Below are 16,668 nucleotides of genomic sequence, written 5' to 3' on the forward strand. Positions count from 1 at the left end.
AATTGTGCAGAAAGGAAAATGACAATGAAAAGTATCTCAACGGATGAATTGCAAAAGAAAATCGAAAATAGTGAAACAGCACATATTATTGATGTAAGAGAGGCAGCCGAGCTCAGGGCAGGGAAAATACCCGATGTTATGAATATCCCCCTTGGACTTTTGGAATTCAGGATGAATGAATTGGATAAGAAAAAACAATACTTTATCATCTGCCAATCGGGCGGGAGGAGCAGCCAAGCATATCGCTTTCTTGAATATCAGGGTTTTGATGTAGTGAACGTTGAAGGCGGAATGCATGCCTGGAATGGTAAGGTACAATAGAAATCCGGACCGGAATTTAGTCCTTTTTGTTTTCTCCATGATGAAAGAAGGGAATGATAAGAGGAAACTTTAGTTAGCAGAAACGAGATGATGCAGGTTGAAAGAAACGAATGAGTCAAAATACATTCAGCAGCATTTAGCGAATGAGCGTACGTATCTGGCATGGATCCGAACATCTATAGCCATTCTGGGGATTGGCTTTTTAACAACAAGCCTTCACAGCTCTTCAAGCGGTGAAAATGACTTCCAAGAGCTCATAACCGTTCTTATCAGCGGTATAAGCATTATAGTGGGCTTGTTCCTGATTGTCGGATCAACCATTAATTATTATCGGGTGAGAAAACATATTAATACACAAACATTCACCTCTGCTCATGTTGTGATCATCTTTATGTCCATCGTTGCTTTGATCATATTAGTCTTCGTATGTATGTATCTCTATTCATTAAACAGATAAAATAAAGATACCGGGACAAAAAACCCGAACTGATTTGCCTTTCTGCCTGCAAATCAGTTCGGGTTTTATTTTTAATAAAATACTTTGATCCAACGATCCAACGTTCATATACGTTAGACTTTCATTTTTTCTGCTTCCACAGGAAGAATCGTTTGAAGGACTTGTTTGAAGGCTGTATCTTCCTCATTTAATAAAATATGAACCTTTCCCCTGTCTTCAGTTGTACGGATGAGGCGGCCGATTCCTTGTCTCGTGCGAAGGAGCATATACGGGATGTCAACTTCCCCGGCAGGGTCCCCGGCATGATTTCGTTTGGCATCAAATACAGGGTCTTTCGGCGGGAAAGGCAGTGAAACGATCACTACCTGTGACAGTGCATCCCCCGGTACATCAAGGCCCTCCCAAAGATGATACGAACAAAGGACAGAAGAGTGGTCATGCTGGAATTCCTCTACAGTATGGCTTATCTCTTTATCTCCTTCAAAAATGACCTTCCATTCCTGATCGGATTCTTTGTTTAAATAAGACCTGAAAGAATCCATTTCTTCTTTTGAAGAGAATAACAGAAGCGACTTCCCTTCGTTTTCTGCAATCTGATCAACCGCATATTGAAATTTCGCTTCATCCCCTGGAAGATGATCAGCTATGAACATTTTCATCATCTCCCCGTAATCATAAGGGGAATCAACTGAGAATTTTTCAAATTCCCTGATGCCCAGCGACTTAGCAACATATGAAAAATCACTATTATACGATAATGTGGCTGATGAGAAGATGAACGGGATATTTTGAGAGAACACTTTCGTACTGAGTATTTCTTCCACGAGTCGCGGCATTACGACAAATGTATGCTCTTCCTCCGTCGCCTCCAGCCAATAAATTCCTTTTTCGTCTTCCAGGAATAACTTTAATGAGTATTGAATCTGTTCCAGGTATTCCTCTACAACCTTCAATAAGTACTCATCCATCACATACATTTCAGATTCGAATACCAATTCATTCAGAAGGCTTTCGAGACTTTCTGTTAATTGCCTTCCCTGCTTTAAAATATCAGCCGATCGAGTGATATATTGTCTTGCGGTACCACTCTCAGCCCATGCTTCCTGCTCTAATAATGTAAACCATCTTTCATTCGCCATCATGATATCTTCTATCTGGTAAAGGGTAGACTCCCTCATGTCGGACGCAGATAATTTTTCCAGCAGGCTTTCCAAAGTCTCCATCCTCATCCTGTAGGTCATCGCCTTCTGAGAAGCAAATTCCAACAGGTGCCCTTCGTCAAAGACAACCGAGCTTGCCTCAGGGAGCAGCGGCAGCTGCCCTTCCCTTTTACGGGAATCCTTTGTCCAGATATGTTCCATATAGAAGTCATGGGAACATACGATCAGGTCGGCCGATTTGCGATAATGCTCTCTGTGAAGGGTCTGTCCGCAGCGGTGACGGTATACGCATGACATGCAATCCTGAAGAGAATCCCATCCGATTTCATTCCATTCCTCATCAGGCAGGTGGGCATACTCTTTACGGTCTCCATAATGAGTGAATTTGTTCATTGAGTTATTCTCATGCACAAATTCAGGGAGACCTTCCCAGATGTCATGGAAACCTTCATTAAAGGAGAGCTTTTCCTCCAGTTTTTTTATACAGAGATATTGCTCCCTTGATTTTGCCAGTCTGACATCTATATTCAATTCAAGCGCCTTTTCCAGCTTTTCAATGTCACCGTCTTTTTTTACAAGCTGTTCAATCAGGGTTTCATCCGCACACGCAATGATGGCAGGCTTGCCTGTATATCTCGCATAGGACAAAGCGTACAGCAAATATACCAATGTCTTGCCTGTTCCGACGCCTGCCTCCGCAAACATGACTTGTTTTTCTTTATATGCCTTATTTAGTTGAAATGCCATAAACACTTGTTCATCTCGGAGATCGAATCCTTTATCAGGCAGGATGTCGTAGAATACATCACCGATCCAATCTGAGAGTGCTTCGTAAAAGGATTGTTCTTTTGATAATTCGAAAGGTAGTTTTCTTTTCATTATGTCCTCCTGCATCCCGCTTTACTGCTAATCTATTATTTTGATTTATCTTGTTTGTTGATTTACCGTGCAATGGAATTGAAGTGTATGACATGATCCCATTTCCCTGACCACCCAAAAAAAAGGACGTTCCATACAAAGGGGAAATTGCCATTTGTATGGAGCGTCCCTGTTTTAATCGTATATTCTGTTTTGTCTAAGCAGTTCGTATTGAAAAGCTCTGTTTAAATTCATCTTTGCGTTCATCAGGGTCTCTTGTAAACTTTCTGTCCCCTCTTGTTCATAAACAATGGATGACAAAGAACCCTCCAGTGCCTGATAAATCTTGTGATAATCCGTCAGAGAATGTTCCATCCTCTTTTCACTCCCCTAAAAATGATAGCACTAGTATACGCAGGAAGAGCCGGATTTATTCATATTCATTTATTCAGGATTTTCTTTTCTTGGCGGACGCGGTCCCCAATACTGATAGTAATCGGTCCGGATGAATCCATTGAAGAGTTTGCGTTTCTTAGTGGCAGGCTTGCCGTAGAACCGTTCGAAATCTTCATGGGAAGTGAGCATATAGACAGACCAGGTATCAAGTTTTTCGAATGCCTCTCCCATTTCTTTGTACATCTTTTCAACCTCAGGTCTTTCGCCAAGTCTTTCACCATATGGAGGGTTTCCGACTGCCACACCATACTCAAGATCGGTTGTGAAATCCCTGACTTGCATCTGTTTGAACTTCACCAAATCCCCGAGTCCGGCCTCCATGGCATTTTCTTTGGAAACATTGACCATCCTGTGGTCGATATCCGTTCCGATTATTTCAAGCGGCTGGTCATAATTGGCGAGATCCTCCGCTTCCATACGGACCTTATCCCATATGTCAGCCGGTATGAAAGACCATTTCTCTGATAAAAACTCCCTATTGAACCCGGGCGCGATATTCTGTCCGATAAGGGCCGCTTCGATGGGAATTGTACCGGATCCGCAAAACGGATCAAGGAAAGGACGGTCAGGGTTCCATGTTGTCAATTTAATCAGGGCAGCGGCAAGGGTTTCCTTAAGGGGAGCCTCCCCCTGTCCGATTCTGTACCCTCTTTTGTGTAGGCCTTGGCCGCTTGTATCCAGCGTAATGCTGGCTTTGTCTTTATGGATCGCCACTTCGATCTTATACAGCGGTCCTGTTTCATCCAGCCAGGATGTGCGTTTATATGCTTTTCTTAGTCTTTCGACGATGGCTTTCTTCACAATCGCCTGACAATCCGGAACACTGTAAAGCTTGGATTTGACAGACTTCCCCTGCACAGGGAATTCCGCGTCTTCCGGCAAGTATTTCTCCCAGGAAAGGCTTTTGGTATTCTCGAAAAGTTCATCGAATGAATAAGCCTTGAACTCCCCCACCAGGATCTTGATCCGGTCTGCAGTTCGAAGCCACATATTGGCTCTCGCTATCGCTGTTTCGTCCCCTTTGAAAAGGACCTTTCCATTCTCTACTTGGCAATCATATCCCAAGTCCTTCACTTCTCTTGCCACAATTGCTTCCAGTCCCATGGCCGCAGTGGCAATCAATGTATATGTACCCATTCAATACACCTCGTCCGTCTCAATTCAATTACTTAGTATGTTCCAATTATTCTATTTATAGTCTGCTATTCAGCCATTTAAATACAGGCTAAAAAACAAAAAGGACTGATGCCAAAGGTATTGTATACCTGAATGGATCAGTCACTTGGGTTTGTAGTAGTCAAAAAATTGTCTTCTCCTGAAACAGCGCTCTGTAAGCCATGTTTTGTTCCTTTGTACTGCAAGCGACTTGTCATCTCGTACTAAGGTGGTAATCATCTATCTACAAAGGACTTGCCTTTGTCCCTTTCTTCGTTCGTTTCCTCCAAAAGGGTTCCCCTACCAAATTTGGGTTTCTCGCTCGTGGGGTTTACCTCGTTCCACTCCTGCCATTTCTAACAGGACTTCGTCACTGTGGCACTTTCAAGGTAGTCATACCATATCCGAAAAGGACGTAGGTATTTTCCCTGCCGTCAACTCAGAAACCTGAGCTGCCCTAGCTTATGAATTGGCTAGGCACGAACACTACGGGCATCTCAGCACCGTGCGAGCATGGACTTTCCTCTACAGCAGTAAGCTGCAGCGATTACCCAAACGCTATTAAGGATCAGTACTAACTAATTATAAAGTATTATCTTGACTATTTCAACAGTCAATAAATGTCATTCGATCAATCGTAAAGCTTATTCCCGAACACATGCTTCTCAAGATTGGATAACCGCTTGAGAATATCGAAGTTAGTAGTGCCGGATGCTTGAGGCTGAGCCGCAGGACGCTTATTTGCACCTTCTACTTGCTTCTTCAGACGCAGATTTTCCTGTTGAAGTTCTTCTATTTCCTGATGAAAGGTTTCATAGTCTTTTATAATCAAATCAAGGAACTTATCCACGTCCTCGGGCTTATACCCCCGCATACCGCTTTTAAATTCTTTTTCCAGAATATCTTTAGCCGTTAACTTTACTTTATCTGAGATCATCATATTCACCTCTATATTAATCTTTTTCATTTTTTCAAATTACCTTCATTTTGTCAATCATTTTAAGAAAGCAGGGATCCTGCTGTGGCTATCAATAGTCACTTTATCGGTTTTCCACTGCTCTTCTTCCACTACCCATTGTAAATCCTGAAATGAGATGGTCCTGATTTCGAATGCAGGATTACTTTCCTTATGCCGCAGGGCTTCTTCATAAAAATATTTAGGTGAGCCCTCTTTTTCTTCGTCGAATAGTATAATCAAAGCCTGGGTCTTATTCAAGAACAAAAGATTGCGGTTTCTGAATTGCTGCGGACTTTTATATGGTTCTTTGGATACTGAATCAACGAAATCCGCCTGACTGAGTATCAGTTCATAATATTCCTTATTGTTTTCATTCCAGTTTTCTTCCTGATTCAAGAATGGTGTCAGTACGGCCAGTTTCAAGTCAGGGTATTCATCCTGAAGGTCGAAAACGACTTCGGCACCCCATAATTCCACACCCAGCTGACCGCTGATCGTCACCCATTCAAGTCCCTCGTCAAGAAGGGAAAGTAATTCTTTTTTTAGTGCCTGTTTTATGTAGTGAACTGCTTTATCGTCTTGCTTGAATATTCCCAGCTCAAAGGATTTATAACCTGTCAGGCATGCGACTTTGCTCAAGAAGCAAAACTCCTTTTAGCAGGCACACTATCGGGATCTATAATAGTCTGCCCCAATCTTTACAGTCTATTGTATCATATTATCTGAATGTAATCCTTTTTTATCTCATCTGAAAATAAGAACGGCGACTTCAACACATTCCCATATCAAACAAGAATCGTTGAAGTCACCTGGATCAATTGCATTGCTTATTGAATTACCATTTCATTAGTATGGTCCGAACGGCGGACGCGGGCGCGGTCCAAATCCTGGTCCTCCAGGTCCACCTGGGCCAAATCCTGGTCCTCCTTGCCCTCCTCCGCAATTGAATTGCTGATTGGTCACACTGTCCACTGCGGATTGGGTTTGAGGGAAGTAATGTTTGTGCTGATATTGGATATTGTTTACTGTAGTTGTATGCTGCGGATGGATATGCGGCACCTCATAAGTGGTGAACGTTTGGTTTACGCAGTTTTTTGTTGGGTGCACAACTGCAGGAAGCACGTTGCAGGGTCTAGGTCTTGGTCTACAAAACATAGTCATGTTCTCCTTTCATCATGTATTCGATACATTAATAGCCTATGAAAGGGGTGGAGAACATGTACTAATGAAAATACCTATTTTTAAATATTTGGGAATACGCTCATTTAGCAAAGAATGTGATCCTTTGTTTCCCGTTACATGAAGCTGTATAGAGTCTCGGAGTAGTTCGAAAAGAAAAATGCAGTTAAACCTATGACGACAAAGAATAAAACTAATATTGCACGGTACATTTTCATCATCCTATCTAAACATAAATAATTTCCACACAATTATTCATTTTACATCTACTTGTGAAAATTCTCAATATATAAATAAGGAGAATGAACCATATTTTTTCGATATTTTACTAGTTTAAAGAAAGTGTTACAAATCAGGTTAAATTCTTCCTCTCAGCCTTTAAAGTAATGCGGTTTATCCTGGTATAAAGCTTTTGCAGCCTTTTTTCCTTAACCCCTTCGTCCTTGTAAATTTCATTTAAAACCATTTCAAGTTCCCGGCACTTCTTTAGGGCCGTCACATAGTCCCTGTGTTTATGCTCATAGATTTTTGCCAATTCTTCAAGCACGACTGCTTTCATCCGTAGCGGACACTTCCTTAATATACTTTCCCATAATGATGCCGCCTTATCGAAATCTTTTTCTTTTTTATAGTGGAACGCAAGATGATGAATGGAATCATGGTGCGTTTCTCCTCTGTCGTTCACGATATGTTCGAACCGCTCTTTCGCCATATCCGCATTTCCTGTATATTCAAGCCATCTTCCCGCCTCGAAGGTTTCCTGCTCCGTGGAATCCTCTGATACTTCGAGCAGTTGAAAAGTCAAATGGGTGTATAAGCTGATCAACGAGAGAATGTCGAGTTCATTATGTTCCATGACTCTCAGGATACCTTGTGGATCTTTTCTTTCAATGAAGTCAAAATAAATCATCGGTGCAAGGTATCCGGGGACATCATCCACTCTTTCAAACCCCAGCACCTTTCTTTCCACATTAATCAGTTTCACCGACTCCATTTTATGCTTAAAAAGCCTTCTGGAGCCGTGATATAAATCGAAGTGTCCGAATGACGGGAGTTTCGGCACATGCTCTTTGATCAGCGTGTGCCTGGTCCTGACCTGCGGCCAATCAAAGGCCTTGCCGTTATAGGTGACAAGAGCATTATAATCCACTGTCTTCAAGAAGCTGTGATAAAGTGGGATTTCGCTGCCTGGACGTGGAAGGAAGTGCTGGGTGACAACCACTTCATCCCCTTCTACCCTGCCATGTCCGAGAAGGAAAATCGTATTGCCGACTCCCCCTCCCAAACCGGTCGTTTCTGTATCAAAGAAAAACAGGTCCCCGGGTGAAAGTCCTTTGCATGATAATGGATGAGTGCCGCTGAAATTCTGCCATGCGTCAACTGCCTTTAAAAGATCTTGGAACTTATATTTTCCGTGCTGATATTGAAGAGGGTATCTTTTTTCCCTGACTAGGCAAAAGTCATCGTCCACAAAGTACATTGTGGTACCATGTTCTTTCCAAATTTCTTTAAAGGGCAGATCTGTACTGGTGATATCACTTTTAAATGCGGTGTCCTTCCCTTTTTCCGGTTCTTCCCTGACAATATGTTTTTTCATTCTGTTAAGTTTATTTTTAAGAGACACTTAATCCCTCTCCCTGTTTTCGCCATGGAATAAAGCAAGAAGCTTCAATGTATCTGCTTTTGCCGTTTTCATGGAATGTTCCGTCCCTATGCAGGACGGGCAGCCCGTTTGACACGGACAGTTTTCGATCAGTCTTTTTGCTTCTGAAAGAATCTGCTCAATTTGTTCGTATACTTTTTCACTTAAGCCGATTCCCCCTGGATAGCGATCATAGATGAAGACCGTCGGTTTGTCATTATGCGCGGCTTTTACCTGCGGCACCACAAAAATATCGCTCGGATCACACATGACGTAAAGCGGAATGATGGACTTTAAACTCTGAGCTGCACCGATCAATCCTTCCTCAAGACGTTCCTGTGTAAAGGAAGAACTGTCATTCAGCGATATCCAGCTCGAATTGGTGTGTAGTTCTTCCTCAGGCAGATGGATTGGCCCGGAACCTATATTTTCGTGAGTATCGAACTTGATCTTCTTGAAAATGGTCGCCATGGCCTGGACTGTCACATCACCATATGCCGTTTCGCAAGCCCCCGTGTTCCTTTCCTTATCTGTTTCCAATACCCTGAGCTGCACGGCTAAGTTGGCATCGGTAAAGTAGTCGACGTCCACTTCCCGTACAAATGCCTTCTTTTCCTCCCAATCCAGTTTTTCTACCTGATATTGGATTCCCTGGTGCAGATAGATGGCCTCATCATGAAGAAGCGTCATGGCAGAAAACCGGTCCATTTCCCCGATGACTTTGACCGCTGCAATATCGGTTTGATCAATGATGATGACATTTTCCTGAGAAGCAGATCGAAGGCTGATATTATGGGCTGGGAAAACATCGTTCATCCAATACCATTTATCCCCATTCTTATGCAGCAGCTTCTCTTCTGCCAGAAATTCAAGAATATCCTCCACATCATGCGGGCCGAATTGTTCCCCTTCTTTAAAGGGAAGTTCATAGGCTGCACATTTAAGATGATCGATCAGGATGATCAGATTATCAGGGTTGATTCTGGCTGTTTCGGGTGTTTGCTTAAAGAAGTAGTCCGGATGATCAATGATGAACTGATCGAGCGGGCTCGAGCTTGCGACCATGATCACGAGTGATTCGCCGTGTCTCCTGCCGGCTCTCCCCGCCTGCTGCCACGCACTGGCAATCGTGCCGGGATAACCCGTCATGATACACACTTGAAGCTGGCCGATGTCAACACCCAACTCAAGAGCATTGGTACTGACAACTCCATAAATATCCCCCGACCTAAGGCCTTTTTCTATTTCCCTCCTCTGGGTGGGAAGATAACCCCCTCTGTATCCGCGAATCGATTTTGCACCTAACTGGCTCTTCACCAACTCCTGCAAATAGGTAAGGATGATTTCCACCCGTACCCGGCTGCGGGCGAAAACAATGGTCTGAATCTTATTCCTTAACAGTTCACCTGCAATCCTCCTCACCTCAAGAGTGGCACTTCGTCTGATATTCAACGGCTTATTTACAATCGGCGGGTTATAAAAGACAAAATGCTTTTTTGCACTTGGTGCACCATTATTATCAATCAGCTCCATTTCAGATCCCGTCAGATGCTCGGACAATTCTTTAGGATTTGCAATCGTTGCAGAAGTGCAGATGAATATAGGGGAAGCGCCATAAAACCGGCAGATTCTCTTCAGCCTTCTGATTACATTGCTCACGTGAGATCCGAATACCCCCCTGTAGATATGGAGTTCATCAATTATTACATATTTAAGGTTTTCAAATAGTGAGACCCATTTTGTATGATGAGGAAGGATTGCGGAATGCAGCATGTCCGGGTTCGTAATGACGATATGACCGGCTTTTCTTACTTTTTGCCTGATATTTGCCGCTGTGTCCCCGTCGTATGTATAACTATTGATGGAGGCACCGGATTCAGAGATGATTTCATTCAGCTCGCTTTTCTGATCCTGAGCAAGGGCTTTCGTCGGAAAAATATAGAGCGCCCTGGCATTCGGGTCGTCCATGATCGTTTGCAGGACGGGCAGGTTATAGCAAAGGGTTTTACCTGAAGCGGTCGGCGTTACGGCTGTAAAGCTTTTCCCTTCCATCGCCAGCCGGAATGCATCACGCTGATGGCTGTACAGCTTTTCGATCCCTCTCCCTTTCAGGGCTGTCTTTATCCTTTCATCGATCATACCAGGGATTTCTGTGTACTTTGCAGGTTTTTCATCTATTGTATGCCAATGTATGATTTGTTTGTTGAATTGGTCGTCTTTCTTGAATTTCTCGATTAGTTCCTGAAGGTTGTTTTTCTTAAACATCTTCTTCACCTCTAAAGACCATTTTAGCGAATCTATGTTCGAATGTAAAAATAAAAAATGACGAATCTCTTCGCCGTTACATTTTCACCCTATATAACGCCGCAGTTGATTTCCGTGCAAGACTACGCTTTCCGCGGGTGACCCGTGAGCCTCCTCGGCTTCGCCTCCGAGAAGAAAAGCGGAGGGGCTTTGAAGAGAGGCGGTTGGGATAAGGCGAATCGGCCACGAAGGCGCTCTTTGCCTTCTTGGCCGATTTGACTTATGACCTCGAGCCTCTAGCCGCTGTAGCTAGACAAGTCTCACATAAGCTACTCTCCCGCAGGAGTCTTCGTCTTGCACTCCAATCAACTGCTGGAACAAATTGGTCTTTATTGGGAATTAACAATAAATTCTTTTAAGATATACGTAAGTTTTTCCGGTTCTTCGAAGAGGCCCATGTGGCCAGAGTCGGGAAGCACTTCAGTATGAATTTGCGGTGCTTCCTGGATGAATACTTTTTCTTTCGGTATGACCCCGTCATGTTCTCCAGCTATAAGAAGGATAGGGAGATCGCTGTTTTTCACGATGTCCGAACGATCTGTTCGGTTCCTCATTGCTTTAAGGGTTTGAATGGCACCGATCGGGCTGGTTTCATATCCTATCTCTTTAGCAGTCTGTATTTTTTCTTTTAATTCCTCTTGTCTTTCAGGGTTGAAAAGATTCGGGACGAGATCATCCACAAATGAATGCATCCCTTCTTTTTTGATCTTTTCGATGGAGGACAGCCTATTTTTCTTTGCTGCCTCACTGTCGGCAAGAGCGGTGGAATGGATGAGCCCGTATCCTTTTAATTTTTCCTTATATAACTCTGCAAAGGCGAGCGTGATATAACCGCCAAGCGAATGACCGAATAAATAGACATTTTCCAATTGCTTTTGATCCATGAAATAATGGATGTCTTTCGCCATATCTTCAATAGTGAATGCTGAGTCGCTTATACCTGATTGGCCGTGTCCTCTGAGATCGACTGTTATTACCCGGCAGGAGTCAAGTAAAGGAACCACTTCCTCCCAATATGAAGAACTTCCGCAGAATCCATGAAGCAGGATCACTGTCTCCTTCCCTTCACCCCGGTCTTGATAAGCCAGGTCGAACCCTCCAATGTGCTGCTTTTGCATACCATTTCCCCCTTTGTGGAATTTCTTATTACTTTTCCTCGGGTGACAGGTTTTTAAACAAAACTGAGATAGGCACAAATGCACAATCAGTTCATACATTAATATGAAAAGATCTGACCGAAAGGAGATACCTTCCATGCACAGCCATTTTTCAAACGACCCTTCCAAGAAAAAAGGGTTTGGAGATCTGATGCAGTCAATGAATGAATTCTTTCATGAAAAACCCATGAGGGGCATGCTGCAGAGTATTGATGACTTCTTCACCTCTGCCTCGAACCCTTTTAATTCCTTTCCTGTTGATTTTAAAGAAAATGATGACTATTACCTGATTACGGCAGAATTGCCTGGAGTTAAAAAAGAACAAATAAACCTGGAGGTATTCCCTAACTTTGTGACCATCACTGTAATGAATATGGAGCTATATTCTGAGGAGAATACAAAAAGCCAAGTAATTAAAAGAAAACAAACGATGAACAGAAGCAGCCGCACCATCCCGTTTCCATCAGTCGTAAATGAAAAAAATGTTAAAGCTTCTTACAAGGACGGATTACTGCAAATAAAAGTGGAGAAGCAATCCGGGAAAAGAATCAGCATTGATTAAATTAAATGACTGAAGAAATAAAGAGCAGCCTGGTTCAGCTGCTCTTTTTGTTATATTTTTATATCTTGAATATACCGCCAAGTCCTTTCACAAGTGAAGAGACCTGGTTTACTGCGCCCATCATCTGTCCTGCAGTATTCATCGCTTTGTTAAAATCGAATGAGCCATCCTGGGACTTGAAAGAGTTCATGATGCTGCCCACTCCGGATTTGGAAGGTTTCGCCATAAAGGAAGCCTTTGGATATGGATTAGCGTATCCCTGCTGCTGCATCGCTTTCATCTGATAGGGATTATATTCTTCATGCTGAAGAGGATTTTCAAAATATGGATTCGTATAACCTGTCTGGTACATTTGAGCGTTCGGACGCACAGATTCCGGTGAATATTGAACTGGCGAAGTATAGTACTGACCTTCTCCCTGGATTGGCAAGTTTGGTAAAGGCACCATATATTGATTGGCCGCCTGATGTGGATTTGGATAAGGAAAATACGGTGTCTGATAACGAGGTTGATATCGATATGAATTCATACTTAGCCCCCTCCCATTTTTTCGGTTACTACACAATATGAAAGTCTGGGTCATACGGTGAAAAAACAAGTCATTTTCTTTCGACAAGGCTGTTTTCTAAAAGTTTGTTGCTTTTCGGAAATTGGCTAGTAGCCTGAATGTTGCTTGTGGACGTGCTCTTTTCGAATTCAAGTTTATACGACAGGTGTACAGACATCAGAAAATACCCAAGTTCCGGTATTCTCTTGTGTGTAAAGCAACAAAGTATGCGAAAAGAGCTTTCGACAAAGACCACAAAAAATGTCGGAAGTTACATTATTCTAATAACTTAAAGAAAACGTTTTCTATGTTAGGATAATGAATGAAGAGTGATAATAACTTGAAAGTATCGGGAGGAATTCATATGAACTTTAGTGAATTGTTAAAACAGTTTGAGAGTCAAAAACAGCAGCAGTCAGCCGATGGCCTGGAGCTCCTCATGTTAACAAAAAAACTATACATTTCAAACGAAATTTCTCTGCAAAACTATAAAGAACTCGTAAGGGAAATCAATCTGAGCTATGGTCACGCCATTCCATCATTATAAGTTATTATTGATTGGTCCTGAGACTGAGGTAAATGTATTCCTATCTAATTAAAAGCCAAACGTATTCTTCCTCGATCTGATGAATACGTTTGGCTTTTTTTATTTGCATTTGTATTTTCTTTTTTTAATTTTTCCAGCGATTGATTGGAATGCAAGACGAAGACTCCTGCGGGAAGAGTAGCTGATGTGAGACTAGTCTAGCTGCGGGGCTTTTCTTCCCGCAGGCTTGCCGAGGAGGCTCACGGGCTACCCGCGGAAAGCGAAGTCTTGCACGGAAATCATTAGCGGTGTAGAAAATCCAACCTTTTATTCATCAACCAGATTATCCAGAATGGTTTGAAGTACATAACGAACGGATTGATGATGGCTGACAAATCTGTTATAACTCGACTCAGGAAAGAAACAATGCACAGACAGCATTTCAATATTGTCATAAGTATTGGAGACCTGAGGCGGGTGTAGATACTTCGGCCGCTCCGTTTCGATCCAGCTGAGAGAAAGTTCCTTCCACCTGTCATTCCTGTCTTTGACTTCATCTGCAAAAGGCTTGACTTCCTTATAGAAGTCACCCTTCTCCCCTGTTTCCCGGCGACTTTTGTATTCATCCATCATCTTTTCGACTAAAGCAATCAAATCTTCAGTCACAGAAATTAACTCTTTCATAGTAAACCTCCAGGCAGGTAAGACAAAAATAAAAGTAGCAATTAAATGCTACTTATAATAGTAAGTTTATGATGTCTTATACGATAATTCAAGCTTTCTGGTCATAAACGAATGTTCTCTCCTATTAAGGAAGGTTTCCGCCCTGCTCTCCGCGGCTGCCATCCGGCCCTCGAGCTCTTCAATTTTTTCAGCCAGCTTCGATTTTTCAGCCTGCTCTTCCATTGATACCCGGTCATACACGCTCTGTTCGAGCTGATTCAGGCTTTCCTCAATTTCAGCTAACTTTAACATAATATCTTCTTTTGGAAGCATATTTCTTCCCCCCGGCATTTTGGATTTAGGTAAAGTATTCTCCTTTTTTAAATCATTCCCTTCACCCCTGACAAAACTAGAAGCGTTTCGTCAAAGAAAGTGCATTTAGGACAACCGCATGATTATTTTTCGACAGCCTCTGAATAAAACTGATGAGAGCTCAAATAATAAAAGCGGAGGTGTTCATAATGAAAACTCAAAACAACAAAAACACAAAACAGCCGACTGAATCCAATCAGCATCAAACCAAAGCATCAAAAGGAAACCCAAAACTAGAAGGCGAAAACAGGCCTTCTACTTAACAAAAGCGGAGGCGGCTCGCTCAGCCCCGACAAGCATAAGATGAATGGGCTGTGAAGGCGTTCTTTGCCTTCATGGTCCATTTAGCTTATGACCTCGAGGGGCTAGCCGCCGGAGCTGGATGATAATAAAAGCGCAGGGGCTTTACTCAGAGGCGTGTGGCATAAGGCGAACCCGTCCAAGAAGGCGTTCTTTGCCTTCTTGGACGGGTTCGCCTTATGACCTGTGCCTCTAAGCCCTGGAGCTGGATGATACAAAAGCGCAGGCGGAACGTACAGCCTCTCATAAGAAAAAAACTGCCGGATCAATCATTGCCGGCAGTTTTTTTCTTTTTCTTAAACAATGATTTCAGACGCGCTACCCTCTTCATTTGTCCTTGTTTCCGGAAAAACCATTTAGTCAACAGGGGTTCCTCAGGCATTTCAGGCTCACTATACCAAGACTTCCTCAACTTAGCGGCGCTCGACCAGTCTTCCTGGATGCCCCAATGGTGGGTGACTTTATCATACACCTCCGGGAGCGAGGGGGTATTTGTCCTCGCCAGGTAAGGTGCGCAAAAAACTTCATAATCCCTTCTCGATCCCGTTGGCGTTACATTGATGGCAAAATCATAAAATGCTGGATGATATTTTTCATGAAACAATATTCGATAAAGGATGTTCCCCAGCTTGATCCGGTCATCCACATTCCTGAAATCATGCACACTTGCCCCGAAGAGATCGCCGTTTCTGTTCGGGAACACGACAGAGCAAAAATGGAGATGGTCCTCAATAAAGAAAAGACCTGAGCGGAAGACCTTCTCTTTATAAACTGGATGATCGATCACCGGCTTCTGTATAAGGTTCTGTTCATTAATAATTTGAGACTGGACAAGCTTCGTACCATCCCTGCCCTCCCAAAAATGTTCCCATTCTCCCTGGATAAATTCAGACACATGAAATTCCTTTAAAAGATGAAACATTTTCTCTTCATTTAACGTCGAATAATGATAGATAAGAAGTTGGGGGAATGCATCCTGAAAAATGGTCCAATTCGCTCGTTCATATGTCATAAAGAGACTCTTCCTGGTTTCGGGATTCAGCAGGGCCTTAAATGTTCTTCCTTCTAAATCGGTCATATTCCACCCTGCGTTTCTTGAGACCATCGATGCGAGAAAAGCCCATTTGATTTCGGGATGGAGGAGGAAAAAGTTTTGATAAGCGATGGTTCTTGTAATATTATCTTGATTGTAATAATCGACTAACCCTTGTAAAAAATCAATCCAGTCCCGATCACGTTTAAATTCTGAAATATAGGGTAAAAAGCGATAGGTATTAGTGAATTCATCCATTTTCTTTATTCTCCTTTAGTCATATCTTAAGGAATTTGTAATCAATTATTCACACAAAATGGAGTGGTTTCTGTTATGATATAGTTTAGTCTGCGAGGTGTATTCCCATGAAATTCCATTATCCCAATGGAAAAAAATATACTGATTCGAAATCATCTGCTAAAAAACCGAAAATCAAACAGGTTTCCTACAGTAACCGCGGGATGACACTGGAAGAAGATATCAATGAAACCAACGAATATTATCTCGTCCACAAATCAGCTGTCATCCATAAAAAACCCACTCCGGTCCAAATAGTGGATGTCCACTATCCGGCAAGGAGTGCAGCCGTCATCAAGGAAGCTTATTTCAAACAGCCGTCAACCACTGATTACAACGGGGTCTATAAAGGCAGATATATTGATTTTGAAGCGAAGGAAACGAAAAATAAAACTTCCTTCCCCCTTCAAAATTTTCATGAACACCAAATCACCCACATGGACAGTGTTCATGAGCAGGACGGCATCACCTTCGTATTGCTGAGGTTTTCACTGTCGGAAGAAGTATTTTTCCTCCCTTTCCAACCATTGAAGGTTTATTGGGACCGGATGAAAGACGGTGGCAGGAAATCAATCAGGAAAGAAGAAATCGAAGAAAGCGGGTTCAGGATCCCATTGGGACTGCATCCCCGGGTTGATTATTTAAAAATAGTCCATCAGTTATATTTTTAGATAGACCATTTATGAGATAATCTATAGTTTATCTCATAATGGGTAGTAGA

At 42.6% G+C, this 16,668-nt stretch carries 18 protein-coding genes and 1 other RNA gene; 5 read left to right on the top strand and 14 right to left on the bottom strand.

All coding sequences use genetic code 11. The features are described from left to right. Positions 1–24: 24 nt before the first annotated feature. Positions 25–321, top strand: a complete 297-nt coding sequence (locus tag AS034_RS03980; RefSeq protein WP_032087967.1) for a rhodanese-like domain-containing protein — start codon at positions 25–27, stop codon at positions 319–321. A gap of 97 nt (positions 322–418) precedes the next feature. After that, positions 419–778 carry a YidH family protein gene (locus AS034_RS03985; protein WP_032087966.1) on the top strand — a complete coding sequence of 120 codons (360 nt, stop codon included), beginning with the start codon at positions 419–421 and terminating at the stop codon, positions 776–778. 113 nt (positions 779–891) lie between these two features. Here the strand turns inward: AS034_RS03985 and AS034_RS03990 are convergent, their stop codons facing one another. From AS034_RS03990 to AS034_RS04025, 10 genes are all read right to left on the bottom strand, one after another. Next, positions 892–2,817 carry an ATP-dependent DNA helicase gene (locus tag AS034_RS03990; RefSeq protein ID WP_058297611.1) on the bottom strand — a complete coding sequence of 642 codons (1,926 nt, stop codon included), beginning with the start codon at positions 2,815–2,817 and terminating at the stop codon, positions 892–894. A gap of 174 nt (positions 2,818–2,991) precedes the next feature. Continuing rightward, positions 2,992–3,171 carry a hypothetical protein gene (locus AS034_RS03995; RefSeq protein WP_032087964.1) on the bottom strand — a complete coding sequence of 60 codons (180 nt, stop codon included), beginning with the start codon at positions 3,169–3,171 and terminating at the stop codon, positions 2,992–2,994. A gap of 69 nt (positions 3,172–3,240) precedes the next feature. Further along, positions 3,241–4,389: a THUMP domain-containing class I SAM-dependent RNA methyltransferase gene (locus AS034_RS04000; protein ID WP_058297612.1), complete on the bottom strand. Its 1,149-nt coding sequence runs from the start codon at positions 4,387–4,389 to the stop codon at positions 3,241–3,243. A 189-nt stretch (positions 4,390–4,578) separates the two neighbouring features. Continuing rightward, positions 4,579–4,966: RNase P RNA component class B (gene rnpB / locus AS034_RS22225), an RNA gene on the bottom strand. A gap of 72 nt (positions 4,967–5,038) precedes the next feature. Continuing rightward, complete coding sequence (gene gpsB, locus AS034_RS04005; protein WP_032088380.1) at positions 5,039–5,344, bottom strand: cell division regulator GpsB; 306 nt, start codon at positions 5,342–5,344, stop codon at positions 5,039–5,041. A gap of 57 nt (positions 5,345–5,401) precedes the next feature. Beyond that, positions 5,402–6,004: an SLOG family protein gene (locus AS034_RS04010; protein ID WP_058297613.1), complete on the bottom strand. Its 603-nt coding sequence runs from the start codon at positions 6,002–6,004 to the stop codon at positions 5,402–5,404. Positions 6,005–6,211: 207 nt separating this feature from the next. Then, positions 6,212–6,526 (bottom strand): CotD family spore coat protein, encoded by a 315-nt coding sequence (locus AS034_RS22230; RefSeq protein WP_318293550.1) that lies wholly within the window; start codon positions 6,524–6,526, stop codon positions 6,212–6,214. Positions 6,527–6,896: 370 nt separating this feature from the next. Next, positions 6,897–8,168, bottom strand: a complete 1,272-nt coding sequence (locus AS034_RS04015; protein WP_058297614.1) for a ribonuclease H-like domain-containing protein — start codon at positions 8,166–8,168, stop codon at positions 6,897–6,899. After that, positions 8,169–10,451, bottom strand: coding sequence for a DEAD/DEAH box helicase (locus AS034_RS04020; RefSeq protein ID WP_058297615.1), 2,283 nt, complete (start codon positions 10,449–10,451; stop codon positions 8,169–8,171). A gap of 368 nt (positions 10,452–10,819) precedes the next feature. Further along, entirely contained in the window at positions 10,820–11,608 is a 789-nt protein-coding gene (locus AS034_RS04025; protein ID WP_058297616.1) for an alpha/beta fold hydrolase, read from the bottom strand. Between the two features lie 136 nt (positions 11,609–11,744). Between AS034_RS04025 and AS034_RS04030 the strand changes: the two genes are divergently transcribed. Beyond that, the gene (locus AS034_RS04030) at positions 11,745–12,209 is read left to right on the top strand and encodes an Hsp20/alpha crystallin family protein (RefSeq protein ID WP_032087958.1); all 465 of its coding nucleotides are present in this window, start codon (positions 11,745–11,747) and stop codon (positions 12,207–12,209) included. A 58-nt stretch (positions 12,210–12,267) separates the two neighbouring features. Here AS034_RS04030 and AS034_RS04035 read toward each other — a convergent pair whose 3' ends face one another. Further along, complete coding sequence (locus AS034_RS04035; RefSeq protein ID WP_052011540.1) at positions 12,268–12,738, bottom strand: YppG family protein; 471 nt, start codon at positions 12,736–12,738, stop codon at positions 12,268–12,270. A gap of 382 nt (positions 12,739–13,120) precedes the next feature. On the opposite strand from AS034_RS04035, the gene yppF reads away from it, so the two are divergent. Then, the gene (gene yppF / locus AS034_RS04040; RefSeq protein WP_058297617.1) at positions 13,121–13,303 is read left to right on the top strand and encodes a YppF family protein; all 183 of its coding nucleotides are present in this window, start codon (positions 13,121–13,123) and stop codon (positions 13,301–13,303) included. 306 nt (positions 13,304–13,609) lie between these two features. Here yppF and AS034_RS04045 read toward each other — a convergent pair whose 3' ends face one another. From AS034_RS04045 to AS034_RS04055, 3 genes are all read right to left on the bottom strand, one after another. Beyond that, a complete protein-coding gene (locus AS034_RS04045; protein ID WP_032087956.1) occupies positions 13,610–13,966 on the bottom strand; it encodes a YppE family protein in 357 nt (118 codons plus the stop codon). Positions 13,967–14,032: 66 nt separating this feature from the next. Further along, the gene (locus AS034_RS04050; RefSeq protein ID WP_032087955.1) at positions 14,033–14,278 is read right to left on the bottom strand and encodes a hypothetical protein; all 246 of its coding nucleotides are present in this window, start codon (positions 14,276–14,278) and stop codon (positions 14,033–14,035) included. A gap of 604 nt (positions 14,279–14,882) precedes the next feature. Beyond that, on the bottom strand, positions 14,883–15,908 hold the full coding sequence (locus AS034_RS04055) for a DUF2515 family protein (protein ID WP_058297618.1): 1,026 nt from the start codon (positions 15,906–15,908) through the stop codon (positions 14,883–14,885). A gap of 107 nt (positions 15,909–16,015) precedes the next feature. Between AS034_RS04055 and recU the strand changes: the two genes are divergently transcribed. Then, entirely contained in the window at positions 16,016–16,618 is a 603-nt protein-coding gene (recU, locus tag AS034_RS04060; protein WP_058297619.1) for a Holliday junction resolvase RecU, read from the top strand. Positions 16,619–16,668 lie beyond the last annotated feature (50 nt).

Source organism: [Bacillus] enclensis (assembly GCF_001456935.1).
GTDB classification, from domain to species: domain Bacteria; phylum Bacillota; class Bacilli; order Bacillales; family Bacillaceae_B; genus Rossellomorea; species Rossellomorea enclensis.